Source organism: Streptomyces sp. NPDC048603 (assembly GCF_043199475.1).
Taxonomy (GTDB): Bacteria; Actinomycetota; Actinomycetes; order Streptomycetales; family Streptomycetaceae; genus Streptomyces.
Map to the genome: position 1 here is coordinate 1 of NZ_JBICVY010000033.1, position 1,615 is coordinate 1,615.

Consider the following 1,615-nt stretch of genomic DNA (forward strand, 5'->3'; position numbering starts at 1 on the left):
AACCACACGCTGGCCGACGGCACCGAGGTGTTCTGGCCCTACAAGCGGGACCCGCAGACCCTGGCCCGCCCCTGGGCCGTCCCGGGCACCCCGGGCCTGGAGCACCGGATCGGCGGCATCGAGAAGCAGGACGGCACCGGCAACATCTCCTACGACCCCGCCAACCACGACTTCATGGTCCGCACCCGCCAGGCCAAGATCGACGGCATCGAGGTCCCCGACCTGATCGTGGACGACCCGGACGGGGCCCGCACGCTCGTCCTGGGCTGGGGTTCCACCTACGGCCCGATCACCGCCGCCGTCCGCCGGCTGCGCATCGCCGGCGCCCCCATCGCGCAGGCGCACCTGCGCCACCTCAACCCCTTCCCGCGGAATCTGGGGGAGGTCCTGAAGCGTTACGACAAGGTAGTGGTGCCGGAGATGAACCTCGGGCAGCTCGCCACCCTGATCCGGGCGAAGTACCTGGTCGACGCCCAGTCGTACAACCAGGTCAACGGAATGCCCTTCAAGGCGGAGCAGCTCGCGACGGTTCTCAAGGAGGCCATCAATGACTGAGACGGCGGCGGCACCTGCCGGTCACTCCCTGCTCTCCCTGGTCCCCAAGACCGAGGCCAAGCAGTCCATGAAGGACTTCAAGTCGGACCAGGAGGTCCGATGGTGCCCCGGATGCGGTGACTACGCCGTGCTCGCCGCGGTCCAGGGCTTCATGCCCGAGCTCGGCCTGGCCCGGGAGAACATCGTGTTCGTCTCCGGCATCGGCTGCTCCTCCCGCTTCCCGTACTACATGAACACCTACGGGATGCACTCCATCCACGGCCGCGCCCCGGCCATCGCCACCGGCCTGGCCTCCTCCCGCCGTGACCTCTCCGTCTGGGTCGTCACCGGCGACGGCGACGCCCTCTCCATCGGCGGAAACCACCTCATCCACGCCCTCCGCCGCAACGTCAACCTCAAGATCCTCCTCTTCAACAACCGGATCTACGGACTCACCAAGGGCCAGTACTCCCCCACCTCCGAGGTCGGGAAGATCACCAAGTCCACCCCCATGGGCTCCCTCGACGCCCCCTTCAACCCCGTCTCCCTGGCCCTGGGCGCGGAAGCCTCCTTCGTGGCCCGCACCGTCGACTCCGACCGCAAGCACCTCACCGAGGTCCTGCGCCAGGCCGCCGACCACCCCGGCACCGCCCTGGTGGAGATCTACCAGAACTGCAACATCTTCAACGACGGCGCCTTCGAGGTCCTCAAGGACTCCGACCAGGCCCTCGAAGCCGTCATCCGCCTCGAACACGGCAAGCCCATCCGCTTCGGCGCCGACGGCCACAAGGGCGTCGTCCGCGACCCCGCCACCGGCGACCTCGAAGTCGTCCACGTCACCCCCGAGAACGAAGACCGGATCCTGGTCCACGACGCCCACGCGGCCTCCCCCACCACCGCCTTCGCCCTCTCCCGCCTCGCCGACCCCGACACCCTCCACCAGACCCCCATCGGCGTCTTCCGCAGCACCGAGCGCCCCGTCTACGACACCCAGATGGCCGACCAGCTCGACCACGCCATCGAACAGAACGGCAAGGGCGACCTCGGCCGCCTCCTCACCGGCAACGACACCTGGACCGTC

1 protein-coding gene and 1 pseudogene are annotated in these 1,615 nt (G+C 68.7%); both read left to right on the top strand.

Features of this window, described 5'->3' with window-relative positions; genetic code table 11:
* Positions 1-555: pseudogene (locus ACGFQ9_RS38545) on the top strand (2-oxoglutarate ferredoxin oxidoreductase subunit alpha); the annotation flags it as partial.
* A partial coding sequence (locus ACGFQ9_RS38550) for a 2-oxoacid:ferredoxin oxidoreductase subunit beta (RefSeq protein ID WP_393580605.1) occupies positions 548-1,615 on the top strand: 1,068 nt, incomplete at its 3' end. The pseudogene ACGFQ9_RS38545 and the gene ACGFQ9_RS38550, both read left to right, overlap by 8 nt.